Here is a 16,592-nt window from a genome sequence, read left to right as displayed (position 1 = left end):
TAATGATTAAATTTGGAATGATGAACTCTATTAATGGAGATAGACGATATAAGGCGGAAGATTTCGCTCAGTATTTTGCAACATTTATTGGGAACGGTATTTTCGTTAAACCTTCAGATTGCTTACAGGTAATGGCTGTTACGAATGCTATGAAAGTTATAATCAGACCAGGTAAGGCATGGATTAATGGATATTATTTAATTAATGATGATGACTACAGTTTGTCATTAGCAGTTGGTGATACGTCACTAAATCGTATTGATCGTATTGTTATACGATTAGATTTCCTCCAAAGAAAGATGAGTGTGGAAGTCAAAAAAGGAACGCTTTCTGCATCTCCAGTTGCACCAACATTAAAACGAGATGCTGATGCTTATGAATTAGCTTTGGCTGATATTTATATCGCAAAAGGTGCTTTAACAATTACACAAGCATCTATTACAGATACGCGTTTAAATAATAGTCTTTGCGGCTATATGCACGCCGTTATAAATCAAGTGGACACAACTACAATCTTTAATCAATATCAATCATGGTTTAATAGTTATAGTGTCACAAAGGCAAATGAGTTTTCGAAATGGCAGACCGATGTAACAACGGCATTAGAGGCTTGGATTGATGCACAAGAAAAAGACTTCATAGCTTGGAGACGTGCTGAAGAAGCGCTATTTCTTGCATGGTTCGAAACCATAAAAGGTAAATTAAGCGAAGATGCTGCAGGGAACCTGTTTAATATGATTGATGACCATAAAAATGATGCATTACCTCACAAGTTTTTAGATTCCACAGACAATAAAAAATATAAATACGGATTTAAGACCAATCAAGATAAGGATGGTCTTATTTTTGTTTATGAGGAGGTTCTATAATGCCTGAAATTCAATTACCAACTAAGAAGACACAAGATGAAATAAAAACAAAAGTAGATAGCATCAACACTTCATTGGCTACTGTAGGAAAAAGATTAAAAAGTAAAGTATATACAGAAAACGGAACTTTTGTTGTTCCAGCAGGTGTGACAGAGGTATATATCACAGGTGGCGGAGCTGGTGGTGGTGGTGCTGATAGTAACGCAAATAGTGGTAAAGCAGGAGGCACAACATCATTTGGTGCTTTATTAAGTCTATCAGGAGGTGCTGGAGGTAATTACGGTTCAGGAGGACTATCTGGAGGTCTAGGAGGAAGTCAAGGCGGATACCCAATCGTTACAACACCAAACAATACAGGCGGAATAGGTGGTGGTAGTGGATTTTATCCTCCAACTGGAACATTCGCTAATGGCGCTTACTGTTGTGGTGGTGGAGGTAATGGATCAGGAAGTGGCGGCGGTGGTGGTCACTTTGTTGCAGATTACCCTGTCACTGTTACACCTAATACGTCCATTCCGATAACTATAGGTGTCGGAGGCAACCCTGGTGGTCCTGGTAGTGTTGGTAAAGGTGGCAACGGAATATTAACAGTCAAATGGTGGGAGTGATTAAATGAGAATAGCACAAATATTATATAATAAAGCACATTGGATTTTTGAAGCTGATGAAAAACCTGAGTTTGCACCTGATATTGTTTTGGTTGATATCACAAGTAAAAATAATATCCAAGAAGGTTGGGATTATAACAGTAAAACAGGTAAGTTTACAGCTCCTTCAATTTCTGAACCAACTCCAATTGAACCGCAAATAGATGAAATACAAGCTAAGATTTTAGTAAATACAGAAACGCTTATTTCTATGAAAGAAATGGAGGTTTAAGCATGAACAGCCTTACTTATCGAGCTTGCAAAAAGTTAGCAGAGCGTGAAAACATGACAGAAACGCAAAAGAATGAATTGTTAACAAGCATGGATTTATTTGTTCTGACAAAACGTATCACGCAAGATGAATATAAAGAGTTATGTACATTAATGGAAACGCAAGCATAAGCTTAGCGTTATTTTTTATGCTTCATAATAAGGAGTGAATTGCATGGAACACTATGTAAAAGATGCTGATGAATATGTAGATAAAAACTTATTTGGTGATTGTGAGAAAACGTTAGAAAAGCTTGCTGAGAATAGAGTTTTTAACATTCTTTATGTTGAAGAAAAAGAGGTATTTTCACTTTATGAAATGTGTGATGAATATTTCGGTACAAATCTAACTGTTGAAATGTGTGAAGACTTATCAGAACTCTTTGCTAAAATAGCTAGTAAGCTTAAAGAAAGTAATTCAACTAAGTAACAGTTTGCCTTCCACAGATAATTGTGGAGGGCTTTTATTATGCAGAAAAGGAAGGTGTCAGATGAAAACAGACACACTATATACATCGATAATTGGCGGTACTATGGCGTGGTTAGGATACCTTGTTGGAGGTATTGACCACTTGATAAAAGCGTTAGCTATTTTTATGACTATCGACTATACATTAGGATTTATGGTTAGTTTAGTATTCAAAAAAACCGAAAGTAAAAAGATGTTCAAAGGTTTAATTAAAAAGACAGCAATGGTATTAATGGTCATTGCTGCTGTACAACTAGATTTAGCAACAGAGAGTGGCAACTTCATGCGTAATACAATGATTCTCTTTTTAATCGGTATGGAAGGTATTAGTATGATTGAAAACTTAGGTAAACTTGGCATTCGTGTACCGAAATTTTTAGCGAATGCCTTTTCACAGTTACAGATGGATAACGATGATAGAAAGGATGATTCTAAATGAAAATTTCAAACACTGCTCTTAATTTAATTTCTAAGTGGGAAGGGTTTTATCCAAACGCTTATCGTGATCCCGTGAACATATGGACAATTGGATATGGTACTACTAAATGGCCTAACGGACAGGCAGTAAAGCAAGGTCAAACAATCAAAAAAGACGAAGCACTGGAATTACTACGTAAGCAAGCTCAAGAACATGCCAATACAATTGAACAGTATGTTAAAGTGCCTCTTAACCAAAATCAATATGATGCACTTGCTTCTTTCCAGTATAATCTTGGTCGTAATATCTTGAGGAATACTGCACTTTTAAATTATTTAAATGCCCGTCAATGGGATCAAGCATGCAATGAAATGCTGTTATATTGCAATGCTGGTGGCAAGAAACTTCAAGGGTTAGTCAATCGAAGAAAAGACGAAGTAGTCTTATTTAAAAAGCCTGTCGTTAACGTAAGTGTTGATGTAAGCAATAAAATTGAATACCTAGAAATCGATAAAGAACCAAAGAAATTCCGTATTCTAAGCGGTAATTATGGAAGTCGCGAAGCGATGATTGCAGCCATGAATGCAGCTGTGCAACAAAAGTATTTATCATATGCAGAGCCAGCGCAAGGTAATTCGAATCAAAATGGTTGGCGTTTTATCAGCGGATGGAGTAACACTTTACCTGAAGCGAAACGAATTGCTGAACGTGCTATTGTGGAAGGCAAGTTAAGTTATGCTACAATTCGTGGAACATCTAAATAGAAAGTAATGACTAGCAAAGCTAATTTAGCCGAGCTAGTCTTTTTTTTATTTCCATCAACTTTTTCTTGCCAAAATGCAAACAACTGTTCTAATATAGTTACAAACAAACGTTCTTATTTAGAGGAGTGTAGAGGATGAAAGAACAACTGATTAAAGCAATGCAACGTAATCAAATTATGAATATGATGTACTTAGCTAAATCTGGTGAAGTATCTAAAAGACGAATCAAAATCATTAAAATTGTTGGTGATTCGTTTCAGGCATATTGTTTTACAAGGCAAGCCAAACGTACATTTATGATTGATAGTGTATTGGCAGTTGTTCCAATCACCCAAAGAGAGCGAGAAGTTGTATGATAAACGCAGAGCAAAGAAAACTACTTCATAAATATGTGGTTTATGATATGGCTGTTCAATCGTTGCAAAGGGATTACAAAGTAATCGAAAACTTAAAAATGAGTAAAGTATATTTGCCAATACTTGATAAGCTTTTAGACGACATTTCTCAAGAATGTTACAACTCTAAAAGGTTGTTGGCCAAAGATAAAATTAGAATTGTGAAGTGGGAAAAGAATAGTGAATACTTTAGTGATTTAACTGTTGCCACAGCTGGTGAAGACCTAGTGCTGACGTATGCTAATATGGCTCTTAAAACGCAAGTGGAAAAATTGTTAATTAACCACCAAGATAAATGACAGGCACTTATTAAAAGAGTGCCTATTTTTTATGCAATGAAAAAAGCCACTCATTTGAGTGACTAAAATTTCATTATTGTTTAATTTGATAATCTTGCTTGCCTAATTCTTTACCACCAAGACCTTGATTTGCTATTAATGTAACTGGTGTTTCTAAATCATCCAATTCATAAGCAATAGCATTTTCTACAGTTCCATCTTTTTTAATCTTTTCTAATTGAGTATCTCTAAATCTACTGTCTGGTAACAATCCAACTTCCAATTTATTGATAGCATTTGGATTGTTATCTTGAATTACTGAAAAGACTACAAACCATGCATCCATTGGATCAATACCTTCATCAATTAAATTTGTTGTTTCATACCAGATTGCGAATACAGGTTTATCGCCATGTTCGTTTCCTTTTTCTCCTGGTTTAATTACTTTAGTTTCAGTGATCTTTATTTTTAAACTCTCTAATTTTGCCTCGTTATCTTTAAAATAAACCTCTTTATCAACTGTTTTATCGGTAGAAGCAGTTGTTTTTGTTTCCTCTTTAGGTTTATCTTCATTCGATGAATCTGCTCCACAACCAGCTAAACCTAAACTCAATACTAAAGCTGCACTAAAAATTAATTTTTTATTCATATATAAAATCCTCCCTCTATATTTCCATTTTAGGAAATTATGATTGAAAAGTACATATAAAAAAACAGACAACTGTATTTAGTTATCTGTTACTTGATCTCAAACATTTCATTCATATCTGTAATTTCAAGAGCTTGTAAAACTTTGGTGATGTGTTCACGATTAATTGATGTTCTTCTATTAGTTGCAAGTTCGCTAATTACTGTACGTGTTAGTCCTGTCTTTTCTGCTAATTCCACTTGTGACATTCCTCGTTCGTTTAACACTTCTTTTAGTTTAACTTTTAGTTCCATGATTTCACCTCTTTAATTATATTCTTCTTGAATTCCATTATACACAAATCCATAAATTTAATAAATAATTTTTATGAAATACTTGAATTATTAAATTTAATAATTTATACTCAAATCAACAAATAATTAAATTATTATATTTAATAACGAAAGGTGGAATTAATATGAACAATTATTTCAAACTCGAGCAAGAGCGTTCTAGATATTTATTAGAGCAAACACTTGTGTTATCTACAGTAAAAGGTCATTTAAAAGGCACTATCAAGTACGACGAATCTAGTGAAGTTGTCAAGTTTGCAACTAAACTATTGGGTATCATCGATGAAGGATTAGCAGATGTAGAAGAAAAGTTTCCAGAACAAAAATGTAATAACAAACAAAACTAACATTTAAGTAGAAGTTATGGTAATGAAAGTGAGGTGAAAACGGTGGCATTCGAATACCTAGCACAATACACAACATTTGAATCTGTGGAGGACATGGATTTAGAAATCAATGACCGAATTAAAGAAGATCGATTCAATCTAACTAAATCTGAGCGTACCATCGTTTTCGCTATCAAGTCACACTGTTTAGATTATCCTGGTGCTTGTCATTTAAAAAACGAAACAATTGCAAAGGAAGTAGGAGTTTCTTTAATTACAGTTAGTCGTGCGATTAAAAAGCTAATTGATTTAAAAATCATTGGCAAAGCAAATCGTCCAAAACGAAACGGTATCAAGGGAGCGAACATTTATTTCTTCTTACCACAAAATGATGTATCGGATATGATGCATCGAGATGGAGTCGTTGAAGCTAGTAACGACAAGGATTCGGAAGATGTTTCAGAAGATGTAAGCATTAAATCTTTTAATCTTTTAAGTTCTAAACAAGCAAGTAATAATTTATGTGATTTAGAAAATGAATTGGCTTTGCAAGCTGAAAAGAAAAAAGAATACATGAACGAGTACCAGGCAATGCTGTTTGATTTCATGAGTAGCTTGCCATTAGCAGATAACTTAAAAGATGAATTGCACAAATGTGTACTAGCTTCACCAGTAAATTCTGTAGAGGACTTTATTAAAGCGAAAAATGTTCTATTTAAAATTGCAATGGATATTAAAGAAGGTGTACTGACTGTTACTAGTACATTAAGAGCAGTATTCACTGGAGCTTATAACAAGGCTCTAGGGTGTTTAAGTAGTAAGTCGAATAAATCTTCTTCTATAGAAGAAACTCCATCTAAAGAACGCCCTGTACCTTTCTACAATTGGTTGAATGAGCGTGATGGCCTTCCACAATCAAATACTAATAAAAGACCGACAATCGATAACTGGTTGTTATGGTAAAAGGGAGATGAAGAAATGACACATTTTGAGTACATGCAGCAACAAGGTCAATTAACGATTTTTGATTTTCTTTCGGTCCAAGAATCGGACCATAAGCTAGATGTGGACCGATTGCCATCCTCAACTGTTAGTAAACCTGTTGTTAAAAAGAATTACATTGTACCTCGAAAGGTTGGTTATATTGTTAGGTGATTTTTATGCCTACTTGTATACCCGATACTATGCCTGATTGATTGCTTCGGTAGTATTAAAGTGGGCATAGATGAAATGCTGTTGTATCAATAGTTTGTGCATCTTTTAAATATGCTCATTTACTGCAACTCTTACTATGTAAGATAACCGTGACGCCTACTTTATTTAAGGAAGGATGAAAGTTTGCTGTTTGAAATTTTAACGACTGGATTGATGGGTGGAATTGCATTAAAAGCATTCTCGAAACACAAAGGATTATCTTCTAATGATTCCGGAAAGATTCAGCGGATCATGTCTCTATCCGGATTAAATGTCCGAGATGGGAAGGACACATTAACCACGCAACTTGTTAAGAAAAAACAATATGAATGGGGTTGGGAATATAAGTACCGTATCCCATTAGGCCGTTCATTCAGCGACTATGAAGCTAAGCTAAAGGTCTTTGAGGATGGTCTGAATAATCGAAAGAAGAATGTTACCTTTAACGATTTACGACAGTTAAATTTTGATAAAGACATCCTTCTGCAGCTACAACAACTGTGGAAAGCAAAGCTTACTGAACAAAAGGAAATTGAATTATCTTATGATGGTTTACTAATTGTTAGGGTGTATGATAAGCCATTAGCAAGGGAAGTAGCATTTACACCAGGAGAAGGTTGGAGAGTGCCAGTAGGTGTCACTAGAGCAATGAACGAGTTTAAGTATCATGATTTTGAATTGGTGCCTCATCTAGTCCTGGGTGGTGCTACACGATACGGAAAGAGTAATTTCATTAATTCAATGATTTGCAGTCTGGTCCAATGTGAACCAGAACACACAAACCTTTATTTAATTGATCTAAAAGGTGGAGTGGAACTGTGCGACTATGAAAATATTAAACAGACGATTTCCATTGCATACGAACCACATGAGGCCCTCCACACTTTACAAATGGCTTATGACGAGATGCGTGATATTCAAAGGCAACTTAAGCGACTAGGTAAGAAAAATGTACAGCAAGCAAATATAAAAGAACGTTACTTTGTTGTCATCGATGAAGTAGGGGAGTTAAACGCTTCTGAATCTGTTACACGTGATGAAAAATTATTAAAGCAAGAATGCCAAACGATTATGAGCCAAATAGCAAGACTTGGTGCTGGGCTAGGTTTTAGGCTAGTCGTAGCCACACAGTATCCTGTAGGTGACGTAATTCCACGACAGGTTAAACAAAATGCAGATGCCAAGCTTTGCTTTAGAGTGCAATCGGCAGTCGCTTCACGTGTTGTACTGGATGCAGAGGGAGCAGAGTCATTACCTATGATTAAAGGTCGTGCAATTTACCAAACAGCAGACAAACGAGAAATACTTCAAACACCACTAATTACACCACAAATTATCCACGATACTATTGAACCTCACATAATCGATAAGAAAGGGGAACGCGTTGAAGAAACAGCTATCATCGAGAGACGAGAGCATACTGTTACTTTTGAAGAAGTTTGATTTTATGACGCGTGATCAACTCAGTCGATATTTTAACCTTGGGAAGAAGCGAAACACAAATAGGGTCCTCCACAATTTATCAGAATATCTATCTACAATTCGAGACGGCTATGAAACAATTTACTATCTAAATAATTTAGGCCGCCTATATGTTGACTGCGAAAAGGTTCGTAAAAAGGGTGGCCATGTACAGCACACCATCATGCGTAATGAATTTTGGTTGTTTTATAAATGTCCGATGGATTGGAAGAATGAAGTGAAAATATCGGATGGTACCACTTCAATCATTGTGGACGGCATGTTTTCTAGAAATGGATTTCAACACTTTCTTGAAGTAGATAATCTACAAACCATGAAAGAGAACCGTGAAAAGATTAAACGGTACAAATTGTTGATGGATAACCTGGTTAATCAAATGGGCTATTACCCAACTGTCGTTTGGCTTACCACGACTGAGCTAAGACGTAAACAACTAGAAGAATCCTGTGGAGGGCTAAAGTGCAAGGTGTACACAATAAACGAAATTAAATAGAGGAGGATTATAAATGTTAAAAAAACGTATTAAAACTGAGGTAGTACCTGTAAATGAGTATACGGATTATTCGGACCGATTTGAAGGTGATGAAAAATATGCAACTTTAAAACATGTAGCAATTGCTGCATCAGTTCCAGCAATCACAGCTGTTGGTACTGGGTTATTTATGTTTAACAAATTTCATAGCACACTTTCCTCCATAAACACTCCTGTAGAAGTTCCTATACAACAACCTGTATTAGCTCCCGTAATGGCACAAATGCCTTCCACAATTTCTATTACTACTATTCCTCAACAGACTGGAATAATTGCAGATAAATCATTGGAAATATTAGCAACTGCTTTAGATCCAGTTGTACAAATATTAGTCGCTATTAGTTTTCCTATCGCATCTGTAATCATGGTTGGTGGTTGCTTCTTTTTCATGCTAGGTAATTCTGAAAAGGCTTGGAGTACTATTATGAACGCTGGATTAGGTTATGTATTAATTCAAATGTCTCCATTGTTTCTAGAAATACTTAGAGCTATTGGTAAGGCTGTTTAATAGGAAAAGACCACCTTTTTTGGTGGTCTAAATCGTTACATATAATAGAAAGAAAGTATATCTTTAATGGCGTTTTAATAGTTTGTATTTATATGAAGTTAGTGGTTCTTTTTTTAAACGTAAAAAATCAAATTATTCATAGACAGACGATTTTTATAGGCAGTCTAAATGCTTCGATTGTTCATCCTAGGGAGATATATCGCGAAGCTGTAAAAAGATCTGCGGCTTCTATTATTTGTGCACACAATCACCGTGCGACACGTTCGTAACTGAAAAGGTTGCGCATGCTGTCCGAACGTCAAGTTGACAAGTAAGAGAGTCGTGAACTCTTCACTCGATAGGTGGAATGATAGGGTAACGCCTTGAAACGCCTACTCTAATACTCCGACATGCGTTATTCGAATGTGTATAAGAATAAGGTGTGAAGCTCGGTGAAGTCGGCTGAATGTTACCGTAGTGCCAATCTAATTGATAACCGAAAGCTAACTAGAGGTAGTTGGTGTAACGGATAGGTCGGGAGTCATTAAAACTTAATATGGTGAGAATGTGGTAAAACACTGACGAACTAGCGAACGAAATGTCTGTAAGTGTGACTATTTAGAAATGAGTAGACTTGATGAGAATTCAAGTGCGTTTCCGTGGGCGAGTAAGTATGGTGGTTTCGAAAGCTCCATGCATCGTTACAGGCGATGGAGAGGACGCCAGGCAAGAGCTAGCACCTAAGTTAAGTATTGATAGGGTTAAGGGAACGTGGAAAGCTATCAACATGAAGAGTACACACTCGATGAAGTGTTAGGAAGGAAAGGAATGTATCTATAACTTCCTTTTATGATAGTGAGAGTAGAGGCAGGAGTAATGAAGTTTCTGTAATGGAAATGGAACAATAGCCTCAAGTCGTTTCGTCTAAACTATTTCAACTCAATCATTTCAAGGATTCTAGGATGACTAAAAAGGTCACGAGCCATGATTGGAGCGTGATAGACCTTGAGCGAAAACTTAGTAGATTGAGATAAATGAAATAGAAGGCAAACGATGGAATGCCGTGTGCGATGAAAGTTGCATGCACGGTGTGGAGCAGGGGAAAAGGTAGAGATTACTTCAAAGCCTTACCTATTGCTATCTAGCGGAGTTCCAACACCTAGTGAAGAGGATATAGAAGTGACGAGAAGAATTTTAGAGGCTGGTTATATTATAGGCATAGATTTAATAGATCATCTTATCATCGGTGATCATCAGTTCATTAGTTTGAAAGAAAAAGGATACTTTTAACTCTGCAATAAATTTTGCAGAGTTTTTTTGATGGAAAATTTAGGGGGGTTATGCGAGATTTACACGATTTAGAATTGTAAAGCAGTTGCCGAATCATTTCGGGAAGCCTTACAGTGTTCTTTGTTTCCAAAATTTAGTGAAGAATCAAATCGCTTTATTATTTTAACTTCTTTCAGCAGAAGTCACCTACTTCTATAGGTGGTGAGATGAATGCGAATTTAAGTTACTTTTCAGAGTGTGTCCAAACACCCGCTGAAATAGAGGAACTCAGTCTAAGTACGCCACGTCCTGTGGCAACGACTGAGTGACCAACATCACGTTGGCCCAAAGCCTCCGGCGGATGTCACGGAATCGGAAAGGAGTGCTTTGTGCAAGAACAAAGTCGATTCCGGACGTAATTATGCCAAGGCATAATTGATAAATAAATATTTTGTATCTTTTTGCGAAAAGCCAAAAATAAAAGCGAACCTTTTTTTTTAGAAAACGTTATTGTACTCGTAGAAAAATGTCTATAATATTCACAAAAATTGGTAGCCTATTACACGTTGTCTTACAAGAATAAAAATTATATGCTAATCTATACGTACTATTTTTGTTTGGGTGGGAATTAAAATAGTATCTTTTCCGCGAGAAGAGGTATGTGGCACTACAAATTCTTGCGTTTTTCCGTTATAATGAACGGTATGATTTTATTTTTGTTCAGAAAAAGACTCTTACTCCAACAGGTGTGAGATAAATGAGTGTGTAGTTTTTTTTCAGTAGGTGTCTAACACTGAGTGAATGAAGATAGAGGCTTGGGGCGTAAATACGCCTGGGTGTAGTTGATGTCAACGAAAGTATGGCTTAAATAGAAAGGGAGTACACAAATTGTTTGGATTAGGAAGTAAAGATGTCGGGATCGACCTTGGCACAGCGAATACATTAGTGTTTATTAAAGGGAAGGGAATCGTTTTACGCGAGCCTTCAGTTGTAGCGAAAAATACAAAAACGGGAGATATTGTTGCAGTTGGTAATGATGCAAAAAATATGATTGGTCGTACACCTGGGTCAATCGTAGCAATCCGTCCTATGAAAGATGGCGTTATTGCTGATTTTGATATTACTACAGCAATGATAGAATACTATTTAAAAGAAGCTTGTAAAAATTCTGGCGGTAACTGGAAAAAACCGAATGTTATGATTTGTGTGCCTTATGGTATTACATCGGTTGAACAACGTGCGGTTATTGATGCTGCTCGCCAAGCAGGTGCTAAAGAAGCATTTACAATTGAAGAGCCATTTGCAGCAGCAATCGGTTCGAACTTACCAGTATGGGATCCAACAGGGTCAATGGTCGTTGATATCGGTGGTGGTACAACAGAGGTAGCGGTTATTTCATTAGGTGGTATTGTAACAAGTGAATCCGTGCGTGTTGGCGGGGATGCAATGGACCAATCCATCATTTCGTATATTCGTAAATCATATAACTTAACAATTGGTGAACGTACTGCGGAAGCAGTAAAAATGGAAATTGGTACAGCATTGGCTGAGGGTCCAGAAGAAAGAATGGAAATTAGAGGACGCGACCTTTTAACAGGTTTACCAAAAACGATCGAAATTTCTTCACAGGAGATTTCTGAATCTTTACGTGAAGCGGTAGCATCTATTATTGATGGTGTTCGAAAAACTCTAGAACAAACACCTCCTGAATTATCTGCAGACGTAATGGAACGCGGAATTGTACTAACAGGCGGTGGTGCGCTATTAACGAATTTAGACAAAGTTATTAGCCAAGAAACTAATATGCCAGTATTTATCGCAGAAGATCCACTGGACTGTGTTGCTATTGGTACAGGTAAGGCTCTAGAACATATTGATTTAATTCGTCAACAACAAGTTAAAGGGTAAGGAGGTTTAGGCAATGCCACATTTTTTTTTCAATAAGAAATTAATTTTGCTACTCGTGGGCATGGTTTTTCTTGTGGCATTGATTAGCTTCTCATTACGTGAACGGACGAATGCAACTTTACCAGAGCAAATTATTAAAGACACTGTCGGCGTCGCACAATCTATTGTTGCGAAGCCGGCGAATTATATTACTGGTGTTTTTAATAGTATTGATTCCCTCTTAAACACGTACGAAGAAAATAAACGTTTAAAAGCACGCTTAGATGAATTTGCAGCCGTACAGGCTGAGGCATCGGACTTGAAAGCTGATATTAAAAAGTTTCAAGAGCTTACGGACAAATCGGAAAGCTTAAAAGCTTATGATCCGATTCATGCCACAGTTATTGCTAGAAATCCTGACCAGTGGGAAGAAAAGATCATTTTAGATAAAGGATCTTCACACGGTGTAGAAAAAAATATGGCAGTTATGACAGCAAAAGGTTTAGTCGGTAAAGTTACTTTAGTGACACCTTTCACCTCTGAGGTAGAGCTTTTATATACAAATAATCCAAACTATCGTGTTTCTGCGATGGTTCAAGGAGATAAACAAGCATACGGTTTAATCGAGGGCTATGATAAAGAGCGTAATGAACTCATCATGAAGCGAATCGATTCAAGTTTAACAGTTAAAAAGGGTCAGCAAGTCGTTTCATCAGGACTTGGCGGTATTTTCCCTAAAAATGTGCCAATCGGAGAAATAACTGAAGTAAGTACAGATGATTTTGGCTTAACAAAAATGGCTTATGTAAAACCATCTGCTGATTTTTCAATTTTAGACTATGTTGTTATTGCTAAACGTTCCGCTACTGTAATAGACGGATCTGATGGTAATACATCGAACGAGGATTTAACACATCCACAAAAGGGTAAAGAGGAGGCGGAATAATGGTTCGGTTTCTCATCCCCTCTGTGGCAGTTTTACTATTTTTGGTAGAACCAGAGTTTGCTATGTTTTCACCGATTGAAGTGAAAGGGCAAATCTTTTATTTAGTTCCGAGATTTTTAATCTTATATTTAATATTTATTTCCATCTATTACAGCCGTCAGCGAGCGGTAATGTATGGACTTTTTTTTGGTGTCTTGTATGATGTGTTTTACATTGATATTATTGGATTATATTCAGTACTGTTTCCGCTTATTTGTTTTTTAGCAGGGTCTATTGTGAAAGTTATTCATCAGCACTTAGTTGTGACAACGACGATTTCGGTTGTTTTAGTAGCAATTTTAGAATTTATACTCTATCAATTCTTCTATCTTATCGACTTTACAACGATCCCATTATCGGATTTCTTACGTTCACGACTGCTGCCAACGATCATTGCTAATGCACTATTTTTAATGATTCTTGGTTGGGCCTTTAAGTATCTAATAAATGCGCGTGTCTTACAGAGAGCACGTGAAGTTTCTTAATAAAGAGCAACGTGGGGTGAGGCATTCATGAAAAAACAGTTAGTTAATATGAAGGGGACAAAGGATGGATTTGTTCTTCATTTAGACGATCAATGTGCATATGTCGATTTAGTAGAAGAGCTTAAAAAGAAAGTGTCAGAAAGCGGTATCGATAGTAAAGTAGATGTACAATTATATTTGGGCTATCGATACTGTTCTGATGAACAAATCAAAGAGCTTATTAAAATTGTTCAGGAAACAGAGCAACTAATTGTTTCAAAGGTGCAAAGTGAAGTACTGACTGTCCATGAAAGCAACCAGAAAAGGATTGAAAGTCAACAAGATACATATATTGGTGTGGTCAGATCGGGTCAAGTTCTGCGTTCGTCAGGAGATATTATTATCGTAGGGAATGTCAATCCGAACGGACGTGTAGAAGCGGGTGGCAATGTGTATGTCCTAGGTAAACTCAAGGGAATTGCGCATGCTGGCGTTCATGGTAATAAGGAGGCAATCATTGCAGCATCTCTTTTTGAAGCCACACATATTATGATTGCTGATCAGGTTCAGGCAATGTCGGACGAGCATGTAAAAGCTATTAAACATGAAGAGATGACTTGTGCATTTATTGGCTATGATGGGCGCATTACGTACGATCAAATAAACGCGTTAAAAAATATTCGACCATTATTAAATGTGTCTAAGGGAGGTAGCTAGTGTGGGAGAAGCGATCGTCATAACTTCAGGTAAAGGCGGTGTCGGAAAAACAACGACAACGGCTAACCTGGGGACTGCATTGGCTCTACAAGGTAAGAAAGTATGTTTAGTAGATACTGATATTGGACTTCGTAATTTGGACGTAATTTTAGGTCTTGAGAATCGGATTATTTATGATTTAGTAGACGTTGTTGAAGGACGCTGTAAGATTCATCAAGCGTTAATAAAAGATAAACGAGTAGATGAGAAACTATTTTTATTACCTGCTGCTCAAACGACAGATAAAAATGCTGTTAAACCTGAGCAGATGAAGAGCTTAGTAGAAGAATTAAAAAGGGACTATGACTATGTTTTAATAGACTGTCCAGCGGGTATTGAACAAGGCTATCGCAATGCTGTTGCTGGTGCAGATCATGCAATTGTTGTAACAACGCCAGAAATCTCTGCCGTGCGTGATGCAGATCGAATTATTGGCTTGCTCGAACAGGAAGAAATTACTGCACCTAAACTAATTATTAACCGCATTCGCCAGCATATGATGAAAAGCGGTGATACGTTGGATGTTAATGAAATTACAACACATTTGTCTATCGATTTATTAGGGATCATCGTAGATAATGAAGGAGTTATTTCATCATCCAATAAAGGTGAACCGGTAGTAATGGATCCTACTAATAAAGCATCTCTAGGCTATCGTAATATTGCCCGTCGAATTCTTGGCGAGTCTGTGCCACTTATGGCAATTGAAGATGAGCATAGAGGTGTATTTTCAAAACTAAAAGCGTTATTTTCTAAATAATCATCAGCCTTTTCGTGCATTTGTACGAGAAGGTTTTTTTCTTGTGCATGAATGGACATGCAATCTCATATAGTGTGAAAAAAGGATGAGGGCTTGTTTAAAAAATGGAAATGGTTGGTCACGATACTGCTTGTGGCTGCAATTATGCTTGTAATACGTTTAGAGGATCAAGGTGTATTGGAAACACCTGTGAGAAAACTTGTTACAACATCAGCAGATTTAACCTACTTAAGTGAGCTCGGGCAAAGTTGGCTAAATAAAGAAGATACAACAATTTTAGTTTCGAGTGATGTTGGGCAAACTGAACTATTATCATTTGCCAATGCGCAAGTTTTTAAGGAAGGTTTTTTATTGCAATATGACATGGGCCTACCGGTTTATGCTGGAAAGAATGGTCTTGTCGTTTTTACCGGCCATACTAAATATACCGGTAAAACAATGACAATAAGCTATGATGATGGTACAACAGTATCCTATGGGATGCTGGATAGTTTAGCACAACTTCCATATACAACGGTGCAGGCAAACGATTTAATCGGCATGAAAGAGGCGGGACAACTCTATATTTCGATTGAAAAAGATAAAACACAATATAGCTTAGAGCAGATTGTACAATGGCTTGAAACAGCGGCGTCCAATGAAAATTAAACTGCATCTTCTATGTATCCCTCTCGTATTTTTAATGATTTTTACTGGTCAAATTGCTTATTACGCCATTATTTTATCTTCGTTATTATGGCATGAAGCTGGTCATTTGTTAACGGCAATGCTTTGTGGTGTTAAGGTGAAATCATGCGTTATTACACCTTACGGAGGGGAAATAGAATTTGAAAATCCAGCGGTTGTGCCTGCAACGTCACTCCTTTGGATTGCCTTAGGGGGACCAATCGCTACAATATTGGGGATTGGCCTCGCTTTTTTTATGCCAGAACTGCTTGCTACTAAATTTATTAATGTGCAACTTGTGCTATTAGCAATCAATGTTTTACCGATTATTCCGTTGGACGGTGGTAGAATATTTTTAGCATGCTTATTTTTATTCACTCCAAGTGTTCGTGCGTTTGAATATTATTACTGGTTTTCTCTTATAATCGCCTTTATACTATTCATGGTAACTTTATGTTACCTCCCACAATCTATTTTTTTAGCAATTTTATGTTTATTTATATGGCTTCAAGCGTTAAAGGAATGGAATTATCGAAAATATCGTTTAGCATTCGAGAAATATGTAATGAATAGATTGACTTAAAAAAAATCTTGTGGTAATATTTTAATGTTATTGTTTGTAGCACCTGTGCTACTGCAACCGCACTGGAAAGGTTTAAGTATCCTAGGATCACCTTTATAAACAGGCGAGTC

24 protein-coding genes, 2 pseudogenes and 1 other annotated feature (1 of these 27 only partly in view) are annotated in these 16,592 nt (G+C 36.6%); of the genes and pseudogenes, 24 read left to right on the top strand and 2 right to left on the bottom strand.

Translation table 11 applies throughout. The annotated features are described in order from the left end of the window. Positions 1-2: 2 nt before the first annotated feature. The 9 genes from ACIQ7T_RS20690 (at position 3) to ACIQ7T_RS20650 (ending at position 4,131) form a co-directional block, all read left to right on the top strand. A complete protein-coding gene (locus tag ACIQ7T_RS20690; RefSeq protein ID WP_402873088.1) occupies positions 3-869 on the top strand; it encodes a hypothetical protein in 867 nt (288 codons plus the stop codon). Beyond that, complete coding sequence (locus ACIQ7T_RS20685; RefSeq protein WP_402873086.1) at positions 869-1,477, top strand: hypothetical protein; 609 nt, start codon at positions 869-871, stop codon at positions 1,475-1,477. Before ACIQ7T_RS20690 ends, ACIQ7T_RS20685 begins: the two co-directional genes overlap by 1 nt. A 4-nt stretch (positions 1,478-1,481) precedes the next feature. Beyond that, positions 1,482-1,748, top strand: a complete 267-nt coding sequence (locus ACIQ7T_RS20680; RefSeq protein WP_402873083.1) for a hypothetical protein — start codon at positions 1,482-1,484, stop codon at positions 1,746-1,748. A gap of 2 nt (positions 1,749-1,750) precedes the next feature. Beyond that, the gene (locus ACIQ7T_RS20675; RefSeq protein ID WP_402873082.1) at positions 1,751-1,918 is read left to right on the top strand and encodes a hypothetical protein; all 168 of its coding nucleotides are present in this window, start codon (positions 1,751-1,753) and stop codon (positions 1,916-1,918) included. A 43-nt stretch (positions 1,919-1,961) separates the two neighbouring features. Next, positions 1,962-2,216, top strand: coding sequence for a hypothetical protein (locus ACIQ7T_RS20670; RefSeq protein WP_402873079.1), 255 nt, complete (start codon positions 1,962-1,964; stop codon positions 2,214-2,216). A 61-nt stretch (positions 2,217-2,277) separates the two neighbouring features. Then, positions 2,278-2,694, top strand: a complete 417-nt coding sequence (locus tag ACIQ7T_RS20665; protein ID WP_402873076.1) for a phage holin family protein — start codon at positions 2,278-2,280, stop codon at positions 2,692-2,694. Further along, complete coding sequence (locus tag ACIQ7T_RS20660; RefSeq protein WP_402873073.1) at positions 2,691-3,437, top strand: lysozyme; 747 nt, start codon at positions 2,691-2,693, stop codon at positions 3,435-3,437. The genes ACIQ7T_RS20665 and ACIQ7T_RS20660 overlap by 4 nt, the downstream gene beginning before the upstream one ends. 134 nt (positions 3,438-3,571) lie before the next feature. Beyond that, positions 3,572-3,793, top strand: coding sequence for a transcriptional regulator (locus tag ACIQ7T_RS20655; RefSeq protein WP_402873070.1), 222 nt, complete (start codon positions 3,572-3,574; stop codon positions 3,791-3,793). Continuing rightward, complete coding sequence (locus ACIQ7T_RS20650) at positions 3,790-4,131, top strand: YhjD family protein (RefSeq protein ID WP_402873067.1); 342 nt, start codon at positions 3,790-3,792, stop codon at positions 4,129-4,131. The genes ACIQ7T_RS20655 and ACIQ7T_RS20650 overlap by 4 nt, the downstream gene beginning before the upstream one ends. A gap of 73 nt (positions 4,132-4,204) precedes the next feature. Here ACIQ7T_RS20650 and ACIQ7T_RS20645 read toward each other — a convergent pair whose 3' ends face one another. Next, on the bottom strand, positions 4,205-4,759 hold the full coding sequence (locus ACIQ7T_RS20645; RefSeq protein WP_402873064.1) for a DUF5067 domain-containing protein: 555 nt from the start codon (positions 4,757-4,759) through the stop codon (positions 4,205-4,207). Positions 4,760-4,848: 89 nt separating this feature from the next. Next, positions 4,849-5,052, bottom strand: coding sequence for a helix-turn-helix domain-containing protein (locus ACIQ7T_RS20640; RefSeq protein WP_036127261.1), 204 nt, complete (start codon positions 5,050-5,052; stop codon positions 4,849-4,851). Positions 5,053-5,216: 164 nt separating this feature from the next. Between ACIQ7T_RS20640 and ACIQ7T_RS20635 the strand changes: the two genes are divergently transcribed. The 15 genes and pseudogenes from ACIQ7T_RS20635 to ACIQ7T_RS20565 all read left to right on the top strand — a co-directional run bounded on the left by ACIQ7T_RS20635 (position 5,217) and on the right by ACIQ7T_RS20565 (position 16,482). Beyond that, a complete protein-coding gene (locus ACIQ7T_RS20635) occupies positions 5,217-5,438 on the top strand; it encodes a hypothetical protein (RefSeq protein WP_402873060.1) in 222 nt (73 codons plus the stop codon). Between the two features lie 42 nt (positions 5,439-5,480). Beyond that, positions 5,481-6,380, top strand: coding sequence for a helix-turn-helix domain-containing protein (locus tag ACIQ7T_RS20630; RefSeq protein ID WP_402873057.1), 900 nt, complete (start codon positions 5,481-5,483; stop codon positions 6,378-6,380). A gap of 15 nt (positions 6,381-6,395) precedes the next feature. Continuing rightward, the gene (locus ACIQ7T_RS20625) at positions 6,396-6,572 is read left to right on the top strand and encodes a hypothetical protein (protein WP_402873054.1); all 177 of its coding nucleotides are present in this window, start codon (positions 6,396-6,398) and stop codon (positions 6,570-6,572) included. Positions 6,573-6,755: 183 nt separating this feature from the next. Further along, positions 6,756-8,054: an FtsK/SpoIIIE domain-containing protein gene (locus tag ACIQ7T_RS20620; RefSeq protein ID WP_402873051.1), complete on the top strand. Its 1,299-nt coding sequence runs from the start codon at positions 6,756-6,758 to the stop codon at positions 8,052-8,054. Between the two features lie 4 nt (positions 8,055-8,058). Then, positions 8,059-8,586, top strand: coding sequence for a replication-relaxation family protein (locus tag ACIQ7T_RS20615; RefSeq protein ID WP_402873049.1), 528 nt, complete (start codon positions 8,059-8,061; stop codon positions 8,584-8,586). A gap of 13 nt (positions 8,587-8,599) precedes the next feature. After that, entirely contained in the window at positions 8,600-9,133 is a 534-nt protein-coding gene (locus ACIQ7T_RS20610) for a hypothetical protein (RefSeq protein WP_402873047.1), read from the top strand. 101 nt (positions 9,134-9,234) lie between these two features. Then, positions 9,235-9,402 (top strand): annotated as a pseudogene (locus ACIQ7T_RS20605) (JAB domain-containing protein); the annotation flags it as partial. Between the two features lie 853 nt (positions 9,403-10,255). Continuing rightward, a pseudogene (locus ACIQ7T_RS20600) lies at positions 10,256-10,402 on the top strand (JAB domain-containing protein); the annotation flags it as partial. 867 nt (positions 10,403-11,269) lie between these two features. Further along, the gene (locus ACIQ7T_RS20595; RefSeq protein ID WP_132356994.1) at positions 11,270-12,289 is read left to right on the top strand and encodes a rod shape-determining protein; all 1,020 of its coding nucleotides are present in this window, start codon (positions 11,270-11,272) and stop codon (positions 12,287-12,289) included. Positions 12,290-12,302: 13 nt separating this feature from the next. Then, complete coding sequence (mreC, locus tag ACIQ7T_RS20590; RefSeq protein ID WP_370075433.1) at positions 12,303-13,214, top strand: rod shape-determining protein MreC; 912 nt, start codon at positions 12,303-12,305, stop codon at positions 13,212-13,214. Continuing rightward, positions 13,214-13,738 (top strand): rod shape-determining protein MreD, encoded by a 525-nt coding sequence (gene mreD / locus ACIQ7T_RS20585; RefSeq protein WP_370075432.1) that lies wholly within the window; start codon positions 13,214-13,216, stop codon positions 13,736-13,738. The genes mreC and mreD overlap by 1 nt, the downstream gene beginning before the upstream one ends. 27 nt (positions 13,739-13,765) lie before the next feature. After that, positions 13,766-14,434 carry a septum site-determining protein MinC gene (minC, locus tag ACIQ7T_RS20580; protein ID WP_370075431.1) on the top strand — a complete coding sequence of 223 codons (669 nt, stop codon included), beginning with the start codon at positions 13,766-13,768 and terminating at the stop codon, positions 14,432-14,434. Position 14,435: 1 nt separating this feature from the next. Further along, positions 14,436-15,233 carry a septum site-determining protein MinD gene (gene minD, locus ACIQ7T_RS20575; RefSeq protein ID WP_370075430.1) on the top strand — a complete coding sequence of 266 codons (798 nt, stop codon included), beginning with the start codon at positions 14,436-14,438 and terminating at the stop codon, positions 15,231-15,233. A gap of 93 nt (positions 15,234-15,326) precedes the next feature. Beyond that, entirely contained in the window at positions 15,327-15,881 is a 555-nt protein-coding gene (locus tag ACIQ7T_RS20570; protein WP_132356989.1) for a peptidoglycan DD-metalloendopeptidase family protein, read from the top strand. After that, a complete protein-coding gene (locus tag ACIQ7T_RS20565) occupies positions 15,871-16,482 on the top strand; it encodes a zinc metalloprotease (RefSeq protein WP_402873040.1) in 612 nt (203 codons plus the stop codon). The genes ACIQ7T_RS20570 and ACIQ7T_RS20565 overlap by 11 nt, the downstream gene beginning before the upstream one ends. Before the next feature lie 45 nt (positions 16,483-16,527). Continuing rightward, positions 16,528-16,592 (top strand) — a sequence feature (ribosomal protein L21 leader region) (it continues 11 nt past the right edge of the window).

Source organism: Lysinibacillus sp. NPDC096212 (assembly GCF_044763105.1).
GTDB lineage: Bacteria > Bacillota > Bacilli > Bacillales_A > Planococcaceae > Lysinibacillus.
The sequence above is the reverse complement of the archived record's forward strand: the minus strand, read 5'-3'. Positions and strand labels throughout refer to the sequence as shown.